This is a genomic window from Ignavibacteriota bacterium (genome assembly GCA_016212665.1).
Taxonomy (GTDB): Bacteria; Bacteroidota; Ignavibacteria; order UBA10030; family SZUA-254; genus FW602-bin19.
Genome location: JACREZ010000025.1, coordinates 89,353 through 111,385 on the forward strand (window position 1 = coordinate 89,353; position 22,033 = coordinate 111,385).

A 22,033-nucleotide genomic window follows, 5' to 3' on the forward strand; every position below is an offset into this window, starting at 1 on the left:
CTTATTGCTTTGATGTTTTACTACGCCGGAACGGTTGCAGTTGAAATAACAGGGTATGATGTTTCAACTTCTCCCTGCTTGATTTTATCCAACTGCTCTTTATGCAATTTTCTTTTCGTTGCAGTGAGATGGTCAAGAAACAAAACACCGTTGATGTGGTCAACCTCGTGCATGATAACGCGGGCAATCAAATCGTGTGCTTCCATTTCCTGCTGTTGAAAATCTGTATCTCTAAAACGGACAATGATTCCCTCCGCTCGTTCCACTTCATCGCGAACATCGGGAATACTCAGGCATCCTTCTTCCATCGTCGCGCTTCCGTCACGGGCAACAATTTCAGGATTAATCAACGCAAGCGGTTTTATGTCTTCGTATCCCTCCACTTCCGAAACATCAATAACAATAATCCGCTCCAGACTTCCGACCTGATTTGCCGCCAATCCAATCCCCTGCGCGTGATGCATCGTCTCAAACATATTCATGATTTGAGAAATATGCTTGTCAGTAATTTTTGTTACCGGCTTTGCTTTTTTCTTTAAGACTTCGGAGCCGTAGAGATAGATTGGGAGAATTGCCAAAAGAGTTTATTTCCTAAATTGAATCAAAAATAATTATTGTACTTGCAGACTTTCAGGGTTACGCCTTGTATCAAAAACTGTCACAATAATAACCGTTTGTCGAACTACCCGATAAATGATTTTGTAATTTCCTTCAACCAGATAACGATAGTTTCCCTTTCTCTGTCGAAGTAATGGCTCTTCCTGTCCCATCAAAGGAAAATCGGATAATGGTTGCACTGCTTGTTGAATTTTTCTTCTAATTGAATGAGCAACTTGTGAGGAGACTTTTAATTTGTATTATCAAATATACTTTTAACTCTTGCTCGCGCAACACGTGACCATCTGATGCGCATGAAATTTACCAGTGACTCGATTCTTCGACAAATTCTTCATGGCTCATGAGCCTTCTTTGTTGAAGATCAACTTCAGCAAAGTGAATATCTGCAAGGAATTCTTCACTACTCATCGGTTTGAGTTTACTTTCGTACGCTTTTATTTTTGCTTTGTTCTTCAGTTTCTCAATTTTTTCAAGTACTGAATTATCCTGAACCTGCACAAGCCAATCAATAAGATGAAGTTTCCTTGCCTGAATATTCATATCAATTATCCCAAATACGCCCTGAGATGTTTACTTCTCGTCGCATGACGCAATCGCCGAATCGCTTTTTCTTTGATTTGACGAACGCGCTCGCGGGTGAGTTTGAATTTCTCACCGATTTCTTCCAGCGTGAGTGAATGTTCGCGCCCTAGTCCGAAGTACAAACGAATGACTTCCGCTTCACGTTCGGTGAGCGTGTTCAGCGCACGTTCAACTTCCTTGCTCAACGAATCTTTGATTAAGGTCGTGTCGGGCATCGGCGTCCGCTCATCCTGAATAACATCAAGAAGGCGATTATCTTCACCCTGAGCAAACGGTGCATCCATCGAAAGATGACGACCGGAAATTTTCAGCGTGTCGGAAACTTCGTAGAGCGACATATCGAGTTCTTCCGCGAGTTCGCTTGCGCTCGGTTCGCGTTCGAACTCCTGTTCAAGCGAACTGAATGCTTTCCCGATTTTATTGAGCGCGCCGACCCGGTTCAATGGCAGACGAACGATACGCGATTGTTCCGCCAACGCCTGTAAAATGGATTGACGAATCCACCACACCGCATAGGAAATAAACTTAAATCCGCGCGTCTCATCGAAACGCTTCGCCGCTTTGATAAGTCCCAAATTTCCTTCGTTGATTAAATCGCCGAGCGACAACCCCTGATTTTGGTATTGCTTTGCCACACTGACAACGAACCGGAGATTTGCTTTCGTTAATTTTTCAAGCGCCTTTTGGTCTCCTTTTTTGATGCGCTTCGCTAATTCAATTTCTTCGTCGGGAGTAAGTAATTCCACTCTCCCGATTTCCTGGAGATATTTGTCGAGAGACTGACTCTCCCTGTTCGTAATCTGTTTTGTAAGTTTTGCCATTCTTCTTTTATGTTGTGATAACTTTTCTGTAACTATTCCGTTCGTCGTGTATCTAAATCTATTTTGTCAACGATTCCTACAATGCTTGCATCTACCGGAGCCATTTCTACACGAAGCGGAATCGTTGCTTCGCGTGAAGTGATATAAAAAACTGTTTCGCCTTGTCCCGCTCCCACGGTATCCACCGCGATAATAGGATCGCCTGCGTGTTCACGTTTCGCGTTGAGCGGCTGAACAAGTTGTAACTTCGTCCCGACAAGACTTTCGTCCTTTCGGGTCGCCCATACGGTTCCTATGACTTTTCCGAAAAACATTCTTATGGTTGATGGTTTGTGGTTTCCGGTTTGCGATTAGTATTTCTAACCGGAAACCTCGAACCAATCACTTATCAGTTACATCCAACGTATCAACCACCGCCATGATGACCGCATCAACAGGTTTGTTTTTTGTTTGAACGGTTTGACGTGCGGAACTTCCGCTACACACCAACACTACATCGCCAACGCCGGCTTGCACTGTATCCACAGCGATAACGAATGTATCTTTCAGTTTATAGTCAAGCCCAATATGCTTCACCACCTGAAATTTCATGCCGACAAGTTCTTCATCCTTTCTTGTCGCCCAGACTGTTCCAACTACTTTTCCTAAAAACATATTTTCCTGTTTTTGTTGATTGTTTATAAAATGTCGCTTGGTGTAAGCACAATTAACCCTCGTACCTTCCGAAACTCAGAAAGTTGACGGGTGAAAATCGGGAGTTTGCTTTCTAAACACAATCCGGCAACTAACGCGTTCATTCGTTTCATTTTTTTTCCTTGGAGCAAAGGCGCATAGTTCGGAGCGCTTTTCGCATTCAATCCTAAAATCTTCAGAGCGGACATTGCATCTTCAACCGCCGTTCGTTCGACTGCTGTTTTTGCGAGAGAGAAAATCTCGATTGCATTGAATACTGTTGTGTAACAGAAATATTTTTGCATTGCTTGCCGCATGACAGAAGTTTCGTTTCCGTTTGAAATTACATGCTCAAGAATAATATCCGTGTGAAGAACAACCTTCTGTACTTTCACGTTCGTTCCCCAAGCAATTCACTTGCGCGTCGAATAAATTCCCGGTTGCGTTTCAAACTTCCTTCCGTCTTCAGAAATCGAACGACATCTGCCCGTTCTTCCATTTGAAGCCGTGCTATACGTTCGATCTCTTCTTCTGTAACACCGAGTTTCTTCAGTGATGAAGAAAGTCCGCCGGATGTCAATCGAACCGTAACATGCGAACCTGTGTTGAACTGTCCCTGCAACTCAGATGGCAATCGTACAACGCCATCTTTTTCAATCACAGTTTCAAATTCAGTAACGGGATAGGCAACCATAAATACGGATTACAATACTGTTAGTTTCCGAATCAAACTCGACCATGAAGAACAACAAACGGGGTTTTTGAAAACCCCGATGTTGCCACTCGGTATGTACGGGCAAACGTTGTTGCTACGCGTATACTTCTTTTTCGTTACACTGACAGACCTGAATCCGCTTGTGACTGAAACGGATACTGCCGTGTTTCGATGGTTCCGAACTCACATAGAGAACAGGATGTTTGATTGCTCCACACTTCTGACATTTTTTGCCAGGCTGTGCCGCGGCTTTAGCCGCTTTATCTGCAAAGGTTTGTTGTTTTGCCATAGTATTTTCTTTTCCTTAATGATTAATGTATTAATAAATTCTAACTGCGTTTCCGCCCGTTTCCGTTGCCCGGTGAAGTACCGTAACGGTGCTTGCGAATAATTCTTCACGCTTCATACCTTGAACTACACCGCATACGCCGATACTGAGCGTCACAGAAAAACTCTTGTCTTCAAGCGGAATCGTTAAACTTGCAATGTTCATTCTTATTTTTTCAGCCCATATTTGCGCATCACTTGCCGATGTACTGATGAGCAGAATTCCGAACTTGTTATCATCCAATCTTCCGACTACATCATACGGCCGAATACTTGAACGAAGCGCTTTTGAGAGAACCGTTATCACCCGTTCAAATCCCTCAACGCCGTGACGTTGGGAAATTTCCTGCGCGTGGTCAACGGACATCATGAGCATTGCTAACTCCACGTCCGTATCTTCCGCACGCTGTAACTCTTCATTGATTCTCTGCATGAAGAATTTCTTTGAGTACATTCCCGTCACTTCATCAATGATAACATGCTCTTTGATTATGTCATTCAAATAGAGAATCTCAAGCGTTGTAGCCGCACTCTCCGTGAGTCGTGTCAGCGTCGTTACATCCTGACGGGAATAATTTGCCGGTTCACGGCTTTCGATGTTCAAGGAACCGTAACACTTATTCATCGAACTAATCGGAATCGAAAGAAATGAACCTTGTGTTGTCACTTTCTCTTCTTTGTAAAATCTCGGCAACGGCGATTTTTCCAAATTCTCAACAATCGTGAATTGATTATTTTTGATTGTATGTCCGGCAATACTGTTCGGAAACTCAATCACCTGTTCCGGACCGATATACGGTTCATAGGAACGATTCATTATTTTTTTTGCGTTCCATGCGTTCTTTGTTTCATCAAACAACACAACGGTCAGGAAATCCCAACTCACCAATTTCGAGGTTTCTTCAGCAAGTGATTGTACAACGCTGAAGACAGTAAAATCACCACGAAGCCGCGATTGCATTTTCTTCAACGATGAAAGTACTTCCGACTCAACGAGTAGTTCGTACTTACTTGTATAACTTTTAATAAGCGATGAAATCAACTTGGTAAATCTGCCAAGTTGCTCGATGGTCTCTTCGCCAAACGCATCTTCAACGATACTGTCAACCGTCAAAACTGCGACGGGAAATTCAGGCATCGGTTCTGTCGTTGTATTTGTATAGAACACAGGAACGCCCGCAAATGATTTCACACCGGATGCCGAATTATAATACATGAACAACTCAAGTTCCGAAGCAGGGTTCACGGAAGTAAGCAACTCCGGTTTCCCGGTAAACGCTACTTTGCTCACCAAATCATTTCCGAGACTGAACCGGCGAGTGTTCATAAAACAATTGCTGTCCGTAATTCTCGCTTCAAGAATCATCTGTAACTTTTCCTGATTCGACCAGAAAAAACCAACGGTGTGTGCAAACAGTGTTTCCTTAATAGCCGCAAGAACTTTATTCAACAAATAATTAAATTCTGCACGCGGTTCTGCTTCATCACGGAACAATTCCGAGTTCGCATCAAAAAAATCGTTCACCTGAAATTCACGCGGTGGTTTTAATTCTTTCTTGATAGTTGGAAACCCTTCCAAAGCGGGTTTTTCAGGAATCACCTTTGGTACTTCATTCATGTCGTTAATGATTTGCGGTTCATTTTTTTTCACTTCACTTATCGGTTGAACTCTTGTTACTGATTCTTCGAAAGGTTCTTCATGCTCAGTCTCGATATGTTTTCCATAGTCTGAGTGAAGGTCATCAAAAACAATTTTCTTCACGTGTGAACTTTCAGGTTGTGAGTAATTCTGTGACGGTAAATCTGAATCTTCATTTTCTTCGTGCCGGGAAACCGGTAACAACATGTACAATGCAATCGCCGAACCCATGCCGACAAACAGCATGATAATGCGAATCCAAAATACATCGACAACAATACTTAATCCGAGCGACGAAATACTGACCATAAAAAGAATGCCCTCACGCAAGCTGAAATGGAAATTCTTTCGATTCCACCAGTTTTTGAGGGCTTCCTGTACCCGAAGGGTATTTATATTGAGATACGGTTTGCTCAAAATTGGTCTAAATCTAAGAATTTATTGCATAAAAATCAATCATTTAGAGAATAAATCGAAAAGATTTTTTTCGGGTTGATTTTAGTCATTTTACTCCCTGTCGTTCCCCTTCCCTACATGAAAAATACATTCTAAAGATTCGGGAACATACAACGGGAATTATTGGTACAAGCAATAAACAATTTACATAATTTCAGGAGTTAATCATGAAACGATATATTTTTTTCGCATTATTGTTTGTCCTTTTCATTCAGGGACAATCACTCGGACACATCATCAGACAAACGTATAAACCAAAGATTGAGTTCTATGGCGATCTCAATCGAACTTGCGTTCCCCATCGCGGCGGAATTGCTTATCTCGACATCTCTATCAACACCCCCGATGTTGAATCAAACAAAAGGAAACCCATGAATCTCTCCGTCGTGCTTGATAGAAGCGGTTCGATGGCAGATGCACGAAAAATTGATTATGCAAAATCTGCTCTCAACTATTTAATTGATAACTTAACCGGAGAAGATTATTTTTCGTTGGTTATTTATGATGACCGGGTTGACGTGCTTGTTACCCCTCAGCAGGTTCGCGACAAACGTCGTCTGAAAAACCTCGTGAGTGAAATTGAACCACGCGGCTCTACCAACTTAGGCGGCGGTATGATTGAAGGTTTCCAAGTGGCAGAAAAGTTCGTCACGAAAGAATTGGTCAATCGTGTCATCCTGCTTTCCGATGGACTTGCGAACCAAGGTATTACGGACCCAGGCGAATTAAATCGAACTGCTTCCAGCTACCGAAATAAATCTATTTCCCTCAGCACGATGGGTGTTGGATTGGATTACAATGAGAACCTCATGCTCAGTCTTGCTGAGTCGGGCGGTGGAAATTATTATTACATCGAAAGCCCCAACCAACTTGCTTCAATCTTTGAGCGAGAGTTACGCGGACTTTCTGCAATCGTTGCGCAAAATGCCTTCATCGAACTCGAACTTGGTCGCGGAGTAACGGTGAGCGATGTAATCGGAAGCAGTTGGAACCGTGATTCCGAAACTCGAATCATTCACCTCGGAGATTTATATGGAAATGAGCACCGAAACCTGACTGTTGAACTGAACATTCCCGAAGGAAACGGAACGAAGCGTGTTGCAACCGGAACATTGAAATATGAATCAAGAAAGATTGACAAACGAAGATTTCCTACATTCACTGTCGAGATTTACTATACCGATGATATTGCAGAGTTAGACAAAAGTAAGAACATCGAAGTTCAAGGGAAAGTTGACGTAGCGCTTTCAACAAGGAAAGTCGAACAGGCAATGGTTGCTTTGGATGCAGGCGATGACGGAGGCGCTACACAGATGTTAGAAGAAGCCCGTTCTCTGATTCAATCTTCCGACGCGATTTCCAACCAAGCCGCTGCGCCAATGCTGGAAGAACAACTTGAATCACTTGAGACGTTTTCCAAAGAATTAAAAGATGAAACCAAAGATAAACGTGCAAGAAAGAAATCCATACAGTATCAAAACTATCAAACGCAGAAGAAAAAGTAGAAAAGTAACCTTGCTTACCTAAAGTGCCACTTACGACAATGTGAGTGGCACTTTTCTTTCTTCTGTACCGAAATTTTCAATGAAACAGACCACCGCTTTAACCATGGAACCTTCAATCGTGGAAGTAACAACACAAAACTTTTATTGGAAAACGAGGAATTTTTCTGTATCATTTCACTGTTTAATGTGAGGTTTTAAACCTCTCACAAATTACAGGAACATTCTTGAAATACTCCAAAATCAAAGTTTTACGCTTCAGTCTCATTCTGTTAGTGCTTGCCGCACTTGCGGGATGCTCCACTTATCAGAGCGCTACTTCATATTTTAATACATACTACAACGCGAAGAAGCAATTTGACGACGCAGAAATGGAATTGAATAAAGCGCTTCGCACAGACCGCGATACAAATTACTTTGCGCCACCTTCGAACAAATCGGGCGGCGGCAATGCGAAATTCGATAAGGTGATTGAAAAGTGTTCGAAACTTATTCAGTACTATCCGGAAAGTAATCTTGTTGATGACGCAATTTTACTCATTGGGAAATCAGGAGTCCATCTCGGTGAAACGGAAATGGCGATTCGAAAATTTGCCGAACTATTTCAAAATTTCCCGGAAAGCGATTTACTGCCGGAAGCAAAACTATGGAATGCAAAAGCCCTATTTTTTTCCGGCAAGCCGGACGAGGCGTTGGCAATTATTGAAAAACTTTTTCCTGAGGCAATCGAAGCCGGTCAAGAAGATATCGCCATCGAATCACAAATGCTCGCCGCGCAAATATATTTCAAACAACATGATTATCGCTCCGTTGCGCAACACTTGGAAAAAGCAGTCGTCCTGAACGGGAACAACGAAGTACTTGCATATGCACAGTATCAACTTGCCTTGTGTTACGATAGGATGAACGAATATGCCCCTGCCGCAAAAGCATATGCAGGTGTGTTGGATTTTAATCCCGAATTGACGTTAGCGTTCCGCTCACGGCTGCGCTCAGGAATTATGATGACTCATGCCGACCAGATAGAAGAAGCGCTTATCAAGTTTCAGGATATGAACGATGAACCGCTCAAACCGGAAGAACAGGCGCTCGTTGACCACGAAGTCGCGAACGCGTATGCTATGCTCGGCGATTCGGCGAAAGCATTCGATATGTACCAGTACGTTGATACAACCTACAAACGTAGCGATGCGGCAGCGCGTAGTTACTACCGGCAGGGTTTGCTGATGGAAGAAGTCTATGGCGATTTCAAAAAAGCGCGGGAATATTTCGACAAAGCAAAATCCGAAAATCAGACTTCTGAAATTGTCCCGAATGCCAAGAAGCGTTCCGAATATTTATCAAAATACTTCTCAATTCGAACGAATATCAAGAGGAACGATAGTTTATATTTTTATCTTGTCCACGAAGATTCTTTGAAGGAAATCGAAAAGAAAAAGCAGTTACAGGCAAAATCTGCTCTTACCGATTCACTGAAAAAAGATAGTTCGCTCGTTCTTTCTGATTCTTTGAAGTCGTTGCTTGATACTTCAAAAGGAATTATAGAAAAGTCGGCTTCGAATGATTCAGCCATCGTTGATGAGCAAATCAAACAAGAAGAAAATCTCATTACAGAAACTGAAAAAAATGAAGAGGTAAACCAACACAACGAAGAAGGAGTTGCCGAAGAAAACGTTGAAGAACAAACCGAACAGGTTCAGGAAGAAGTGCAGGAAACGCCACAAATGAGCGAACCACAAGGATTGGCTAAAACACTTGCCCAAATTCGGGCAGAGCGGAGAGATGACGAAGAAGAGGAAACCGATGAACCACTCTCGCGAGGAACTCTCGCACCGAAAACAGGAAAAGATAAATCCAAACAAACTGGTGAAACATCGAAAACACAAAAGGGAACTACACAGCCGGCAACTCAGCAAAGCAGTGTCGGATTGACGTTTGATTCGCTCGATGTGCTTCAAGCAAAAGACTATTATGAGTTAGCAACTTTGTTTCTGTTGGATATGCACCTGTATGATTCAGCACAAATTATGTTTGAAAAAGTTATTGCCGAGTTTCCAACTTCTCCATTTGTCCCCCGTTCGCTCTACACACTTGCTGAAATTTATCGTGCTGATGATGATACATGTTCGATAGATTCCCTCTACAGAATCATTCACTCGGATTTCAAAAAGAGCGAGTACGGGAAACATCTCAGCAAATACTTCGGCGAAGTCGAAGATACGGTGAAGAACATTGACTCGGCAGAAGTGAAATATGCCACAATAAATCTTTTTGTTGATTCAACTCAGGCAAAGAAAACAATTGAGCAACTGGAAGCAATAACAATGGAATTTCCAAAATCGCCGTACAGCATGAAAGCGATGTATGCAATCGGGTGGCTGTATGAAAATTCCCTGAAGAATTTTGATAGCGCGGCATCCATTTATAAAAAACTGATTGAATCGTTTCCTTCATCCGACTACGCACTCGATGCAAAACCTCGTGTATCGGTAAAGGAAAATCCTGAGAGCATCAATCAGTTTGTTCAGATAAAAGAAATTCAGGCAATTCCGAAACCGCAAAAGCCACAACGCGGAACCCAACAAACTCAAGGTCAGCAGGAAGAACAGCAAGGACAGCAAGGAAGATACGGCGCACCTCGTGACCGGGGCAGAGATAGAAATCTTGAAGAAGAGGAAGAACCGCTTGACGAAGGATTGGAGGACGAACCAGTTGACGAAGAACCATCAGATGATAGTGGTGATGACGGTGGCGGAACAGATGATGATGGCGGCGGTTACCTCAATCGGTAATTTTGTTACATGATGCTCCACACCATCTGTCCTGTTACTTCGGTTGAACACGTTGGTCCGAATATAATAGTCATAGGTTTCCGTTCTCCAGAAATTGCCGCGAGCGCAAACGCCGGACAATTTCTCAACATCAAAGTCAACGAAACATTTCAACCGCTCTTCCGCAGACCGTTCAGTGTGTATCACGTTGAAGAGGAAACTGTAAAAATCATTTTTCAGGTGTTCGGACTTGGGACTCAGTCGCTCGTTGCCAAACAACTCGGTGAATCAGTTGATGTTCTCGGTCCGTTAGGTCATGGCTTCCGTGTTGATGATAATTTTGAAACCGCACTCCTCGTCGGCGGCGGGCTTGGTGTCGCACCGCTTCCGCTTCTCACCCGGCAACTGAGCGGCAAAAAAAACATTGCAACATTTCTCGGCGCACGAACAAAAGAACAAATCGTTCCCTCCTTTCTTGAAAATATTCAAACAGCAACTGACGACGCAAGTCTCGGATTCAAGGGAACCGTTGTTTCTTTGCTTGATAATTATTTGAAAGTGCATCAGGTACGCAAGCCGAAAATATTTGCATGCGGTCCGAATGTCATGCTGAACGCGCTCGGGGAACTCGCTCAACGAAGGAACATCCCGTGTGAGGTTTCACTCGAAACTACAATGGCGTGCGGAATAGGAATTTGTCAGGGTTGTCCGGTTGAACGAGTTCAGCAGGAAAAAAAATATTCGCTCTGTTGTAAAGAGGGTCCGGTGTTTGATGTTCAAACAATAATATTTCCCAATGCCCAACACTGAAGTAACAATCGGCTCACTCAAACTGAAGAATCCTGTCCTGACCGCCTCCGGCACGTTCGGGTACGGCGATGAAGTGAAAGAATTGGTTGATGGTTCCAAACTCGGCGGCATCATCACAAAATCGCTTTCGCTGAAGCCGCGTGACGGGAACGCGCCGAATCGTATCGTTGAAACATCGGGCGGAATGTTGAACTCGATTGGATTGGCAAACATCGGTGTCCGTGCGTTCATCGAACAGAAACTTCCCTACCTGCGTGAATTGGATACAGTTATCATCGCGAACATTGCAGCAAGCACGCTTGATGAATATTGTGAAGTGCTTTCACTCCTTGAACATGAAAACGGAATTGACGGCTACGAAATTAACGTCTCCTGCCCGAATGTAAAAGAAGGCGGTTTGAACTTCGGGACGAACTGCGACATGATTGCGGAAATTACACGCCGCCTCCGCCCGCTGACCACTAAGCCACTCATCATTAAACTCACACCAAACGTCACACACATCGCTGACTTCGCCCGCTCTGCCGAACTTGCCGGCGCCGATGCAATTTCCTGTGTCAATACATTCGTCGGAATGGCGATTGACATTCGAACAAAGAAACCGAAACTTTCAACCGTCACCGGCGGACTTTCCGGTCCGGCAATCAAACCACTCGCACTTGCTAAAGTATATGAAGCATCGCAAGCAGTGAACATTCCCGTCATCGGCATCGGCGGCATCATGACATGGGAAGATGCGATTGAATTTCTCCTCGCAGGCGCGACGGCAATTCAGGTCGGCACCGCCAACTTTATTGACCCGACAGCCGGAGTGAAAATTGCAGATGGAATCAAATCGTACTGTGAGAAATCAAACATTGCCAGTGTAACGGAATTGATTGGAGCGCTTGATGCGAAGCGGGACAATTCTATTCTTAGCAGTTGGCTATAAAAAACGATTTAAGATTTATGATTCAGGATTTTTGATTCTTGATGTTTGATGCTCGGTTTATGAAACAGAAAACAGGAAACGGGAAACAGGAAACTGAAGCCAGGAAACTGAAAACCCAAAACCCGAAACCCGAAACTACAAACTCCACAACTCCAATACTCCGATACTCCAATCCGCTTGAGTTTCTCTACTCCCTCCAACAATTCGGAATCAAACTCGGACTCCGAAACATCCAACTGTTGTGTGAGTTTCTCGGGAATCCCGAACGAAAATTTCCGTCCGTTCATATTGCAGGCACGAACGGGAAGGGTTCAACCTCTGCCATGCTTGCGGCGATTCTTACTGCTTCCGGTTATCGAACAGGGCTGTATACTTCTCCACATCTTGTCGAATTCAATGAACGAATAAGAATTGACGGGAAAAAGATTTCCGATGAACAGATTGCAGATTACTGCAAGTACCTCAAACCGAAAATTATTGAAACGAAATCAACATTCTTCGAATCAACAACGGCAATCGCTTTCAAATATTTTGCCGATGAGAAGGTGGACATTGCAATCATCGAAACGGGATTGGGGGGAAGATTTGATGCGACGAATGTTGTCACGCCGTTACTCAGCATTATCACCAACATCGGACTTGACCATACAGAACATCTCGGTAAAACGCTTGCCGAAATTGCTCTTGAAAAAGCGGGCATCATCAAAAGAAATATTCCTTGCATGTTTGAAGCAAACGAGCGAGAAACAAGAACCGTCATTCGAAACGTAGCAAAGAATAATTATTCAAGAGTAATTGAACCGCAACGTTCCGGTTTACTGAGTGTTGCGGAAAATTCTTTGGAAGGATTGACTGTCAACCTGTGGACAACGAAAAGGAACTATCGCTCACTCCGTACATCTCTCCCCGGCAACCATCAGCAACTCAATCTTCGCCTTGCTGTTCATGGAGCCGAACATCTAAAACATGAGTGTGGCTTTGACAACATTACTATCAAATCTATGAAGCATGGATTGAAAAATATTCAATCGCTTGCGGGACTTCATGCACGTCTCGAAGTCATTAGCAACGAGCCGCTTATCGTTGCTGATGTTGCACACAATCCTGAAGGAATCAATGCGGCGATTCGTTCATTGAAGCAAATGCTTTTCAGCCGTCCCGTTGTTGTGTTTGGAGTGATGAAAGATAAAGAGTATCAAACAATGATTGATTCAATCACGAAGTTTGCCCGGCACGTCATTGCAGTTCAGCCAAAAACTGAGAGAGCATTATCAAGCAAGGAACTGACAGAGAAATTTCATGCAAAACAATTCCCAACATATAACGGCGGAACGGTTGTGAACGGACTTTCACTTGCTCAATCGTTTGTTCGCCCTAATGAGGCAATTGTCATTTTCGGGTCACATTATGTTGTGGGAGAAGCATTTGAAGCGCTTCATATTCAAACGTAGATTCTCCTCCTTTACACCCATTCTCAAATCCATCCTTCGCCACTTAAAAAAAATTACCCCTTAGCAAAACTCCAACGGCTAATTCCAAATTGTTTATTATGCTCATTTTTGATAATTTCATTTCCAACAAATCAAAAAAAATATGAGCAACAAACTTTACGTTATCGGAATTGACGGAGGCGGAACAAAAACCCGCGCGATGCTTGCAGATTTACATGGAACAATTCTTTCCGAAGCAAACGGATTCGGCTCGAACCCGAACATCATCGGGTTTGACCGCTCGGCAAAAATCATTTTCAATCTTATCCGTGAGTGTTGCGGGAAAATCAAACAGCCGGTCAACTATGTAAGAAATGTCGTTGCCGGAATTGCTGGCATCGGGCGACCTGCCGACAAAGCCCTACTTCAAAAGGAACTCCTTCGGCTCAGCGACAAAAACCGAATCGTCAGATTGGAAAGCGATGCGCGAATTGCATTGGAAGCCGCGTTGCCGTGGCGTCCGGGAATTGTGTTGATTGCGGGAACAGGTTCAATTGTCTATTACCGGAACGATGAGAATCAGTTCGCCCGTGCAGGCGGTTGGGGAAGAATTTTGGGTGATGACGGGAGTGGATATGCAATTGCCCGTGAAGCACTTCGGGCAGTGATGTCACAGTTCGACGGACAAGGAAAACCTACGTTGCTGACAAACAAAGCGCTTGATTTTTTTCAGATAGATTCTCCCGAATACTTGGTCTCGGCAATCCGAAAGGCGGAGGGAGAAATCGCTCCGTTCACTCCGAAAGTGCTCGAGGCGGCGGTTGAACACGATGAAGTCTCAATTCGAATACTCGAATCGAACAGCGATGACCTGCTGAGATTAGTCGAAGTAGTTATGCAAAAGGAATCACCGCAGAAGAAACTTACCATTGCTACGTTGGGCGGGTTACTTGAAAAATCAAATGTGTATTACGACATGGTGAAGAAAAAAATCCGGCAGAAGTTTCCTCACGTTTATTTTCAAAAACCGAAATTTCCTTCTACGTTTGGCGCGCTTATTTTAGCGTTGGAGGAACCTCAACCATAAAGATGTTATTCGGGTTGTCTCAAAAGAACTAACGATGGTAGGACAGACATTCTTGTCTGTCAAAAATTTGTCATATTCATAAAAGCGACAGGCAGGAATGCCTGTCCTACCAACTTTTGAGACAGCCACGAATCCATTTATCAGACTGTCAATGAGATTCTTTGGGCATCGAGCTAACGCGGGATTCCCTCGGAACAGAGAGAATGTTTAATACAGAAACATCGGTTTGCCGAGTAGGTGTGCCACTTTCGGACGGTAATTTTCGATGTCGTACAACTCGTCAACATCAACACGTTTTTTTCCTTCCGAAATCATGTTGGCGGAAACAGTTGTATATTTTCCGTCGCGCAATGCCACTAATCGTCCCGATTGCTTCTTAACAAGAATATCGGTTGCTAAGTATCCGTAACTTGTCGAAACCATCAAATCGAGCGCATCCGGCGCGCCGCTTCGCATCAAGTACGCAAGTTGCTGAAACACTGTTCGGACACCCGAACGAGCTTCAATTTCTTTTGAAACCCAATCTCCGATGCCGCCAAGTTTTTTATGACCGTACGCGTCTGCTTCGCCTTTCATCATCATTTCACCGCCGAGAGGTTTTGCACCCTCGGAGATTGTCATGATGGCGTAATGACTCGGATTGTGTTTTCTGTCTTCAACAAGGTACTTAACTAATTTGTCGATGTCGAAATCAATTTCGGAAATGATTGCTCGGTCAACACCCGAAAGATACGCGGAGATGAGTGAAGTTTCACCCGAATATCGTCCGAATAATTCAACGACAGCAATACGTTCATGCGAACCGGTCGGTGTGCGAAGCGCATGAATGAATTCCACACTTCGTGTTACGGCAGTCGAAAAGCCAATGCAGTAATCCGTTCCGAACACATCGTTATCCATTGTTTTCGGAATACAGACCATCGGGAAACCTTCTTTGTGCAGACGCACCGCGTAACTCAACGTATCATCACCGCCAATGGCAATGAGTGCATCGAGTTTCAAATGTTCAAGCACTCGAAGAACATGTTTCGTACAATCAACAGGCTTATCCGTTGTTTCGGGGAATGAACTCTTCAGGAAGTCGGGAATTTCGTTTGGTTTCACTCTCCCGGGATTGGTGCGGGAAGTATGAATGTATGTTCCGCCCGTCCGGTCAATCGTTCTTGTGTTGACTTTATTTAATGGTAAAATATACTGAGATGATGATTCTTCATCATCCGGATTGTAATAAAGCAATCCAGCCCAACCGCGACGGAACCCAATCATCTCGTGTCCTTCGTCGGCTGCGCGATAGACTGCCGCTTTGATACAAGGATTTAATCCGGGAACGTCTCCGCCGCCGGTTAAGATTCCTATTCTCATTTTCTTTGTTACTCCAAAATATTTTCAGGGTTGTAGTTGTTATTATGTAAAACCATGAACAATGGTTTCACAAGGAATATTATTACCGACCTCAGACTCGGTCTGAGGTCAGTAAAAAATACACGTGTTAATAACCGCTTTGCGGTTTCAACACATTAAATAAGAATTAAAAAATAATTTAATACTTACCAGCGTCTTCCGCCGCCGCCACCACCGCCGCCGCTACGACGTCGGTCTCTGCCACCGCCGCCGCCACCACCGCCGGGACGACGACCTTCTTCACGCGGACGCGCTTCGTTCACTGTAAGTGCGCGACCTTTTAAGTCGGAGCCATTCAATCCATCAATCGCCGCCTGTGCTTCAGCCTGAGTTGGCATTTCGACGAATCCGAAGCCTTTCGATTCTCCGCTGAATTTGTCTTTGATTAATGAAGCAGAAGATACTTTTCCGAAAGCTTCGAAAGCCTGTCGTAAATCATCCTCGCTTGCGTTACGAGAAATATTGCCTACATAAATGTTCATTGGTACTACCTTATATATATTATTGTATTATTGAGTTATGAATGAGTCTGCTCTAGAATAGTACATCGTTGGAAAAAATCACCTAATAACACAATGAACTTTCGACCAATAAATTGACAACTTTCTTCGTAGAATGACTCGTGTTTATTTGTTACATATTCTTTATCACCGCATCGGCAAATTCCGAGCATTTAACTTCTGTCGCACCTTGCATTAACCGGGCAAAATCGTACGTCACAACTTTTGATTTAATGGACGTTTCCAAGCCTTTAAGGATGAGGTCTGCCGCTTCCGTCCACCCCATGTAGCGCAACATCAATTCGCCGCTGAGAACTACCGAACCGGGATTTACTTTGTCAAGGTTTGCATACTTTGGCGCTGTCCCGTGTGTTGCTTCAAACACTGCGTGACCTGTTATATAATTGATGTTTGCACCGGGAGCGATTCCGATTCCACCCACCTGAGCGGCAAGCGCATCGCTGAGATAATCCCCGTTAAGATTGAGCGTCGCAATAACATCAAAATCTTCCGGGCGTGTGAGAACTTGTTGAAGTGTAATATCCGCTATCGCATCTTTGATAATAATTCCGGCGCCGGGTTTTCCATCGGGAATTTTACACCACGGTCCGCCGTCAATTTCAACTGCACCGAAATATTCTTTTGCTGTCTGATATCCCCAATCACGAAACGCTCCTTCCGTGTACTTCATAATGTTGCCTTTATGGACAAAGGTTACGCTTTTTCTTTTCTCTTTGATTGCATAACTGATTGCGCTGTGAATCAAACGGACGCTTCCCGAATAACTGACCGGTTTGATTCCCACACCAATATTCACATCGGTTGGAAATTTTTCTGCACCGACAAGTTTCCAGAATGAATCGGCTTTGTCTTTTGTTCCAAAACGGATTTTTTCGAATTGCTTGGAAAATTCATTGGAAAGAAAATCCAATACCTTCTGTGCTTCCGGCGAACCGCCTTTATATTCGATACCGGCATAAATATCTTCCGTGTTTTCACGGAAGATAACCATATCAACTTTCTCCGGTGTTTTCACCGGTGAAGGAACTCCCTGAAAATATCGAACAGGTCTGAGACAAACATATAAATCAAGCATTTGCCGTAACGCGACATTGAGGGAGCGGATTCCTCCGCCAACTGGGGTTGTCAAGGGTCCCTTGATACCGACCAAATATTCTCTGAACGCATCAACCGTTTCATCGGGAAGCCACGAGTTAAAAAGATTGAACGCTTTCTCTCCGGCATAGACTTCCATCCATGCAATCGAACGTTTTCCTCCGTATGCTTTTTGAACTGCCGCGTCAAAAATTCGTTTAGAGGCGCGCCAAATATCGGGACCGGTTCCGTCCCCTTCGATGAAAGGTAGAATTGGATTATCAGGAACATTCAATTTGCCATTGGCAATTGATATTTTTTTACCATTGATTGGTGGTGTTGGTTTGGAATTCATGTTAAATATTTTCGTTTGAAATTACAGGGTGTGAATTGATATGATGTCGAACCTGCTCGGCACATTCTTTCATCTTTCCGTTTTCATATCGCTTCAGTTGGAGGATAAATTGTATATCATCATTTTGATAACGAGGAGTCACATGCAGATGAAAATGAAAAACCGACTGTCCTGCGGCGAGACCGTTATTGGAAAAAATATTAAAGCCCTCCGGTTGAAAAGCATCAACAATTGCTTTTGAGACAACGTGAGTTGCTTTCATCAAATCATGAAATTCATCTTGGGAAACAGAGAGAAATGTTTCGCTGTGCCGCTTGGGAAAAACAAGCGCATGACCGAAATGGATTGGATTGATGTCGAGGATAGACACGGCATGTTCATTTTCATACAAAATTTCAGCTGCTGCATCTCCTCGAACAATTTTACAGAAAATGCAGTGCATTCGCCCAGTGGTTCATTGTTCGGGGAAAAATATGCCAAAAAATCAGACCATTTCCAAAGACCGACACGGTTTGATTCTCGTTTGCACATTCAGTATATTTCAGCTGCATTTATTTAATACCCTCTTAGAACGAACATTTATTAGGAAAATACATGAAACGTCCCTCATTTGTTGTTTTTATTTTTATCACCCTAACCTTAAGTTTTATTGTGACCGGTTTTCAGTGTGGCTCTACTGATATGACCAGTGCGAAACTCTACCTTCAGCGAAACGATTATGCTTTAGCGGCAACTTCCCTTGAGAAAGAAGTCTCTAAAAATCCTACAAACGCCGAAGCATGGTACTATTTAGGCTTTTGCCAGTTAAATTTAAAGAAATTTGATGCAATGCTTCCTTCCTTTGATGCCTCACTCAAAGCAGGTAAGGAATTTGCCGATAAAATTCAACTTGCAAAACTCTCAGCATGGGGACAACTTTTCAACATGGGAATTGCAAAACATAATGAAATCACCAAAGTTCAGGATGACCAAGCTAAAGTAGCATCGTTGGCGAAAGAGGCGCTCGGCTTATACCAATTGGCGGTTCAGTGTGTACCTGACAGCCCTGCGACGTATCAGAACATTGCCGCCGTGTATGCTGTCACAAAGCAGTTTGATGAAGAAATTGTAAACTTGAAAAAGGTCCGGGATATTACCAAAGATCCTGCACTGAATAGAGAAATCATCAATGCTTTTTTACTAAAAGCAGAAGATGCAAAAGCAAAAGGGGATAACGCAACGGCAGATGCAAGTTTCAACTCTGCAATCGAAGAACTTCGAGCCGCACGTACTGCCGACCCGGATAATCTGGAACTACTGAGCCTCTTAATTGATGTTCACATTCAATTAAAGCGGGAAAAAGAAGCGTTACCATTTATCCAGGAAGCAGTAAAGAAAGACCCGTCGAACAAGATTCTTCAAAACAATCTTGGCTTGCTGTTAATGCAAACCGAAGATATCAACGGCGCGATTGAACATTTCAATGCCGCACTTGCAGTTGACCAGAATTTTGAAGATGCACTGCGCAATATCGGTGTCGCATACATGCGTCTCGGAGATATAAAAAAGAAAGAAGCCGAAGCCAAAGCAGACCCGAAGAAAAAAGATAAAGATATTGACAAATCATATCTTGAACACTTCAAAAAAGCAGCAGAACATTTAGATAAGTTAGTGAAAATTAAATCCGATGACGCGAATTTGTGGGATGCTCTCACAACCGCATACGTCAATGCAGGAATGATTAAAGAAGCACAAAAAGCCGCGGCAGAAGCGGATAAATTAAGAAAGAAGTAATGAAGAAAATGAATCAAATGCCTCCACAACAACAACAAATCAATATCGAACTGAGCGAGAAAGAGGCCGAGGGGATTTACTCGAATCTTGCCATCATCACGCACTCGCCCGCAGAGTTTGTGATTGATTTTACCCGTGTCCTTCCCGGCGTCCCGAAAGCGAAAGTATTTGCCCGGATTATTACCACTCCGCAACATGCAAAACTGTTACTCAATGCGCTTCGGGATAACATCGAAAAGTTTGAGAAAACGTTTGGCGAAGTGAAAATTCAGGGTGAACCATCAGCAGGAGGATTCGGTTTTCAGCCGCCAAGCACTGGAGAAAAAGTTCATTAATGAATTCTTCTTTTGAACAGTAATAAATAATTCGAGATTGGGGTTGACTATGTAAGATTGGTCAACCCCTTTTTTATTTCAAACCATTATATTGTTGCAGTCAATTTTGAATTAATCATGCTAAAATATTCTAACGATAAATCTCGCCCCAATCCATTATTATATATTTCTCTCTTGTTCATTGCCGTTCTCTCCTCATGGCAATGTTTTGAAGTTCCACCTGACCCTGTCTTACCGACATGGGACACACAACTCAGCATCCCGCTTATTGATACAATTTTTTATCTGAATGATGCGCTTGAGGAAAACCCCGATATCATCACCGTCGGACCGAATTACCATTATCGTCCGAATCAGTTCAAGTTCGACTCAGTCGGCATAGGAGACAAATTGGTGATGCATCCCGAACCTTCTATCACATTAGAGCAAGGAATCGGAGAGATGAAAGTAAACACGAATCAGCCGTTAGGATTCAAATTTTCAGCCGAAACTCTTTTAGGATTTCCTCCGCCAAATACTTCTTCCCCCGTTCCTCCTTTCTCCTATAACTCAGGCGGAAATGATTCTATTAATTTGGGTGAACTATTTTACTCGGTTCATTTCACACAAGGAACCTTGACACTGCAAGTCCGAAACAGCCTACCGGTTGAAATGAATTTTCCGAATGGGATTGAACTTGGGGGAATTCAATTTCCTCAGTTTAATGTTCCTGCAAACTCGGCATACATTTCATCTCCTGCATCACTCGTCAATAGACGATTCTTTGAAAACCGGATGCTTATTTATGGAATGTTAGAATCACCCGGCAGCGGAGGAAATTCTGTGTTCATTCATGCAGATTCCGGTGTGACCGTTTCCTTGCAAATCACGAACGGTGTTGCTGACGAAATCACAGCGAAATCATTCGAGCGATTGAATTACTCGACTGTCTTTCGTCCTTATTTGGTTGATGATTCATCATACTTCCAACATGTATCATTAAAAAAAGGGGGCTTCCGTCTTGAAGTGGAAAACACACTTGAAGTAGGCATTCAAACAAGAATCAGCATGGAAGAGTTTGTGGATACAACGACCAACCAACCATTTCAACTCGACCTTAGTTTGAACAAACAGTCCACATTCTCCCAAACGTATGATTTAACAAAATGGAAGATTGAAGCGTTGAACGGGCTTAGCCAAACAGCAACGTGTTCACTCCGTGTTACCTCTGCTTCGCTCAATTCGTCAACACCAATCACCATCCGGGCAGGTGATAAAGTGAAACTACGCTTGATTGCGATTGATACGCCATACGTCATTAAACGCATCGCCGGAGTTTCCCGACCAATTTGGTTGAACATAAAAGATACTGTGGATATTGATGTCGGAAAGTTTTCATCAAACTTTAGCGCGGATAGCGTAAAGTTTGACTCGACAAATTTCACCATGACGCTAAATCTATTTTCTGCAGTTGGACATCCGATTGACGTTGATTTTTCACTTGTTGGAATAAATGCAATCGGAACAATAATTAATTCTATGAAAGTGAAACCCGACGGACGCAGTTATTATCCCAACATGAGGCGGTTATTACCTGATTCTGTAGAGAGTGTGACATTTTCGAATCTTGCTCAATTTGTTTCCGACTTCCTCACGAAGAAAGGAAAGCAAATTATCATTAGAGGAAACGCTTTGGTAAACCCACCGGATGTTTATGCAAGCCGCCAGATTGGGAGCGCGGAGGACACGACGAGTTTCTATTCCTCGCTTGATATCTCGGCATTGATGAAGATTGGTATTTTCAACGGTACGTTCGCCGATACGATTGACCTCGATGATAACGGAGAAGAGAAAATTGATAAAGACATCCTGACAAAAATCAAACAGGCATCAGTCTTCTTCAAAATCGAAAATGCAATTCCAATGGGAGTCTCATTGCACACTTCATTCCTGAACGTGAACAACAATTCGATTCTCAGTCTGCCAAAATTTAACGAGATGCCGATTTCAATTCAGGCAGGAACACGGGATGTTCCCACTATAACGCCAAGTCCCATTCGCGTTAGTGTTCAAACATCGGACGCTGATAAGTTCAACGATACAAAACGTGTCATAGTCCGGCTTGTGTTGAATTCCAACAGCGTCCCGACCGCATTTACGACAGGTGATTATATCCGTGTCCGGGCGTATGCAAACATCGTTGCTAACATCAATACAAAGTAAGGAGGAATGAA

23 protein-coding genes are annotated in these 22,033 nt (G+C 43.3%); 9 read left to right on the forward strand and 14 right to left on the reverse strand.

Annotated features, from left to right (window positions below; all coding sequences use genetic code 11):
- Nucleotides 1-20: 20 nt before the first annotated feature.
- The 10 genes from def to HY960_08660 all read right to left on the reverse strand — a co-directional run bounded on the left by def (nt 21) and on the right by HY960_08660 (nt 5,683).
- Nucleotides 21-578 (reverse strand): peptide deformylase, encoded by a 558-nt coding sequence (def, locus tag HY960_08615; protein MBI5215801.1) that lies wholly within the window; start codon nt 576-578, stop codon nt 21-23.
- A 33-nt stretch (nt 579-611) separates the two neighbouring features.
- Nucleotides 612-797 (reverse strand): type II toxin-antitoxin system RelE/ParE family toxin, encoded by a 186-nt coding sequence (locus HY960_08620; GenBank protein ID MBI5215802.1) that lies wholly within the window; start codon nt 795-797, stop codon nt 612-614.
- Nucleotides 798-918: 121 nt separating this feature from the next.
- On the reverse strand, nt 919-1,158 hold the full coding sequence (locus tag HY960_08625; protein MBI5215803.1) for a hypothetical protein: 240 nt from the start codon (nt 1,156-1,158) through the stop codon (nt 919-921).
- A gap of 5 nt (nt 1,159-1,163) precedes the next feature.
- Nucleotides 1,164-2,021 carry an RNA polymerase sigma factor RpoD/SigA gene (locus tag HY960_08630; protein MBI5215804.1) on the reverse strand — a complete coding sequence of 286 codons (858 nt, stop codon included), beginning with the start codon at nt 2,019-2,021 and terminating at the stop codon, nt 1,164-1,166.
- A gap of 32 nt (nt 2,022-2,053) precedes the next feature.
- Nucleotides 2,054-2,335, reverse strand: coding sequence for a EutN/CcmL family microcompartment protein (locus HY960_08635; GenBank protein MBI5215805.1), 282 nt, complete (start codon nt 2,333-2,335; stop codon nt 2,054-2,056).
- Between the two features lie 67 nt (nt 2,336-2,402).
- Complete coding sequence (locus HY960_08640) at nt 2,403-2,675, reverse strand: EutN/CcmL family microcompartment protein (protein MBI5215806.1); 273 nt, start codon at nt 2,673-2,675, stop codon at nt 2,403-2,405.
- Nucleotides 2,676-2,698: 23 nt separating this feature from the next.
- Nucleotides 2,699-3,088 carry a hypothetical protein gene (locus HY960_08645; GenBank protein MBI5215807.1) on the reverse strand — a complete coding sequence of 130 codons (390 nt, stop codon included), beginning with the start codon at nt 3,086-3,088 and terminating at the stop codon, nt 2,699-2,701.
- Nucleotides 3,085-3,354 (reverse strand): hypothetical protein, encoded by a 270-nt coding sequence (locus HY960_08650; protein MBI5215808.1) that lies wholly within the window; start codon nt 3,352-3,354, stop codon nt 3,085-3,087. The genes HY960_08645 and HY960_08650 overlap by 4 nt, the downstream gene beginning before the upstream one ends.
- 148 nt (nt 3,355-3,502) lie before the next feature.
- Nucleotides 3,503-3,697, reverse strand: a complete 195-nt coding sequence (locus tag HY960_08655; protein ID MBI5215809.1) for a hypothetical protein — start codon at nt 3,695-3,697, stop codon at nt 3,503-3,505.
- Nucleotides 3,698-3,727: 30 nt separating this feature from the next.
- Nucleotides 3,728-5,683 carry a GGDEF domain-containing protein gene (locus HY960_08660; GenBank protein MBI5215810.1) on the reverse strand — a complete coding sequence of 652 codons (1,956 nt, stop codon included), beginning with the start codon at nt 5,681-5,683 and terminating at the stop codon, nt 3,728-3,730.
- A gap of 314 nt (nt 5,684-5,997) precedes the next feature.
- Between HY960_08660 and HY960_08665 the strand changes: the two genes are divergently transcribed.
- The 6 genes from HY960_08665 (at nt 5,998) to HY960_08690 (ending at nt 14,361) form a co-directional block, all read left to right on the forward strand.
- Nucleotides 5,998-7,335: a VWA domain-containing protein gene (locus HY960_08665; protein ID MBI5215811.1), complete on the forward strand. Its 1,338-nt coding sequence runs from the start codon at nt 5,998-6,000 to the stop codon at nt 7,333-7,335.
- Nucleotides 7,336-7,559: 224 nt separating this feature from the next.
- Nucleotides 7,560-10,124 carry a tetratricopeptide repeat protein gene (locus tag HY960_08670; GenBank protein ID MBI5215812.1) on the forward strand — a complete coding sequence of 855 codons (2,565 nt, stop codon included), beginning with the start codon at nt 7,560-7,562 and terminating at the stop codon, nt 10,122-10,124.
- A gap of 9 nt (nt 10,125-10,133) precedes the next feature.
- Complete coding sequence (locus HY960_08675; GenBank protein ID MBI5215813.1) at nt 10,134-10,913, forward strand: dihydroorotate dehydrogenase electron transfer subunit; 780 nt, start codon at nt 10,134-10,136, stop codon at nt 10,911-10,913.
- Nucleotides 10,900-11,844, forward strand: coding sequence for a dihydroorotate dehydrogenase (locus HY960_08680; GenBank protein ID MBI5215814.1), 945 nt, complete (start codon nt 10,900-10,902; stop codon nt 11,842-11,844). Before HY960_08675 ends, HY960_08680 begins: the two co-directional genes overlap by 14 nt.
- Nucleotides 11,845-11,903: 59 nt before the next feature.
- On the forward strand, nt 11,904-13,295 hold the full coding sequence (locus tag HY960_08685) for a bifunctional folylpolyglutamate synthase/dihydrofolate synthase (protein MBI5215815.1): 1,392 nt from the start codon (nt 11,904-11,906) through the stop codon (nt 13,293-13,295).
- A gap of 142 nt (nt 13,296-13,437) precedes the next feature.
- The gene (locus tag HY960_08690) at nt 13,438-14,361 is read left to right on the forward strand and encodes a hypothetical protein (protein ID MBI5215816.1); all 924 of its coding nucleotides are present in this window, start codon (nt 13,438-13,440) and stop codon (nt 14,359-14,361) included.
- A 207-nt stretch (nt 14,362-14,568) separates the two neighbouring features.
- Here the strand turns inward: HY960_08690 and HY960_08695 are convergent, their stop codons facing one another.
- From HY960_08695 to HY960_08710, 4 genes are all read right to left on the reverse strand, one after another.
- Nucleotides 14,569-15,723: a 6-phosphofructokinase gene (locus HY960_08695; protein MBI5215817.1), complete on the reverse strand. Its 1,155-nt coding sequence runs from the start codon at nt 15,721-15,723 to the stop codon at nt 14,569-14,571.
- 185 nt (nt 15,724-15,908) lie between these two features.
- Nucleotides 15,909-16,244 (reverse strand): RNA-binding protein, encoded by a 336-nt coding sequence (locus HY960_08700; protein ID MBI5215818.1) that lies wholly within the window; start codon nt 16,242-16,244, stop codon nt 15,909-15,911.
- Between the two features lie 151 nt (nt 16,245-16,395).
- On the reverse strand, nt 16,396-17,712 hold the full coding sequence (icd, locus tag HY960_08705) for an isocitrate dehydrogenase (NADP(+)) (protein ID MBI5215819.1): 1,317 nt from the start codon (nt 17,710-17,712) through the stop codon (nt 16,396-16,398).
- A gap of 1 nt (nt 17,713) precedes the next feature.
- A complete protein-coding gene (locus HY960_08710; GenBank protein ID MBI5215820.1) occupies nt 17,714-18,154 on the reverse strand; it encodes an HIT domain-containing protein in 441 nt (146 codons plus the stop codon).
- Between the two features lie 152 nt (nt 18,155-18,306).
- Here HY960_08710 and HY960_08715 point away from each other — a divergent pair, with 152 nt between their 5' ends.
- The 3 genes from HY960_08715 to HY960_08725 all read left to right on the forward strand — a co-directional run bounded on the left by HY960_08715 (nt 18,307) and on the right by HY960_08725 (nt 22,022).
- Nucleotides 18,307-19,485 carry a tetratricopeptide repeat protein gene (locus tag HY960_08715; protein MBI5215821.1) on the forward strand — a complete coding sequence of 393 codons (1,179 nt, stop codon included), beginning with the start codon at nt 18,307-18,309 and terminating at the stop codon, nt 19,483-19,485.
- A 17-nt stretch (nt 19,486-19,502) separates the two neighbouring features.
- Complete coding sequence (locus HY960_08720) at nt 19,503-19,820, forward strand: DUF3467 domain-containing protein (protein ID MBI5215822.1); 318 nt, start codon at nt 19,503-19,505, stop codon at nt 19,818-19,820.
- A 117-nt stretch (nt 19,821-19,937) separates the two neighbouring features.
- Entirely contained in the window at nt 19,938-22,022 is a 2,085-nt protein-coding gene (locus HY960_08725; protein MBI5215823.1) for a hypothetical protein, read from the forward strand.
- The last annotated feature ends 11 nt before the right edge of the window (nt 22,023-22,033 follow it).